This window comes from uncultured Tateyamaria sp. (assembly GCF_947504105.1).
Lineage (GTDB): Bacteria > Pseudomonadota > Alphaproteobacteria > Rhodobacterales > Rhodobacteraceae > Tateyamaria.
Map to the genome: position 1 here is coordinate 1 of NZ_CANNGP010000127.1, position 1,711 is coordinate 1,711.

Consider the following 1,711-nt stretch of genomic DNA (forward strand, 5'->3'; position numbering starts at 1 on the left):
ACTTGCATGGGGTGGCTCCTCTCAATCACAGATTCAGACACCCGCATTACGACGCACTGGACCGGCCGCCATCCACACCATCTGGCCTTGCCTTCAAGGCTAACTGTTCAGCCCTGGCATCTGGTGGATTAGATTTAGATTGGATTGCTGTGGTTCTGATGTCCAGATTTTGCAGATGTATTCGTACTGCGCGAGGCCGCTCAGGGTCTTCAAACGATGTGCAAAATTGTAAGCGCCTAGAAAGTCGGAGAGGTGACTGCGAAGCGGCCCGTGGCTGTCGTAGTAATACCGCTTCACCGCTGCTTCCTTGATTTGATTGTGCGGTTCATGCGTTCGACCTGACCGTTGGTCCAGGGATGGTTCGGTTTCGTCAGGTGATGTTCGATGCCATTTGCTTTACAGATCATATCGAACCGCATTTGGTCGCGAATAGATGGTGTTCCTGTTCTGGGTTCGCTCGGCAAACTGAATTCCGGTGTCCGTCAGGATCGTGTGGATATGGTAGAGCAGGTTCTCCAGAAGGTATTTGAGGAACTCCCATGCTGTCTTGCGGTTTGCTTTGTAGACCAGTTGCGCCACAGCGAACTTGCTGGTTCGGTCAATGGCCACAAAGAGATGGAGTTTGCCCTCCTCGGTCCTGACCTCGACAATATCGATGCGGAAGTAGCCAACAGGACATCGCTTGAACTTCGGCCGTTTCGGCTTGCCGCCCTCGACATCCGGCAGGCGCGAAATATCCTGCCTCTTCAGGCAGCGATGCAAAGAAGAACGTATCGGATGCGGAATAGTCGGCTCCAACGCATAAAGACAGTCATCTAAGGGTAACAGGGTGTACCGACGAAACGCGAGGACCATGGCTTCCTCCTCCTCCTCGCTGAGAACAATGGAGCGTGGCTCCTTCAAGCCGGTCTTCCGACCTTCGACAGTCTGCCGCTTGCGCCACCTCGCGCCAGTCTTGGGATTGATCCCGAGCTCTCGGCTCAGCTCCGCGATCACTGTGTTGATGCATGGACAGTGTGCGTCCCCTCTTGGGATCATGCTTCGCATAACCCTGTCGGGCAGCGGTACGTGGCGCTCCCGTGACGAACCTGTCCCATGGTGCTCCCTTCCATTCATGAGAAAGGATCACACCATCAAACCTTGGGATTAAATCGGGTAAGAATTTGATATGGAATAACAAATATCGAACCAAGTACTCTTTCGTTTGCGCAAGCTCCCATTTTCGATACTGGAGCAAAGTCCCCAACATCAGCGATATGTATCGACATGCATATCGCTGATGTTGGGGGCGTTTCCTTTTGTTCAGTGGCTGTATCTCTTGATCTCGCCGTTGGCCAAACGCGCCTTATAGCTTATCATTTCGCGCCGCACGATTGGTGCGAGGACATACAGACCTAGGATGTTCGGCACACAGATCAGGAAGACCAGAGCATCCGAAATATCCAGGATCGGTCCCAGTTGCACCATGCAGCCCAATGCCACAAACGCGCAGAACATCAGCTTATAGATCGTCTGCCCCATATGGCCTTCACCAAACAGATAGGTCCAACCCTTCAACCCATAGTATGACCACGAAATCATTGTCGAGAATGCAAAGAGCAATGCACCAAAGGCCAGCGGTAGTGGGAACCAGCTGATTGTCCGTCGTCATGGTTTTTGGGGCCAATGGCGGTCTAAACTAAGAGAGAGTTTGGCTCATCTGATTGGTTTG

At 52.5% G+C, this 1,711-nt stretch carries 1 protein-coding gene and 1 pseudogene; both read right to left on the reverse strand.

Annotated elements, in window-relative coordinates; translation table 11 throughout:
- Positions 1 to 99: 99 nt before the first annotated feature.
- A pseudogene (locus tag Q1A75_RS23835) lies at positions 100 to 1,038 on the reverse strand (IS481 family transposase).
- A 264-nt stretch (positions 1,039 to 1,302) separates the two neighbouring features.
- Entirely contained in the window at positions 1,303 to 1,638 is a 336-nt protein-coding gene (locus Q1A75_RS23840; RefSeq protein ID WP_366142238.1) for an alanine:cation symporter family protein, read from the reverse strand.
- Positions 1,639 to 1,711: the final 73 nt, after the last annotated feature.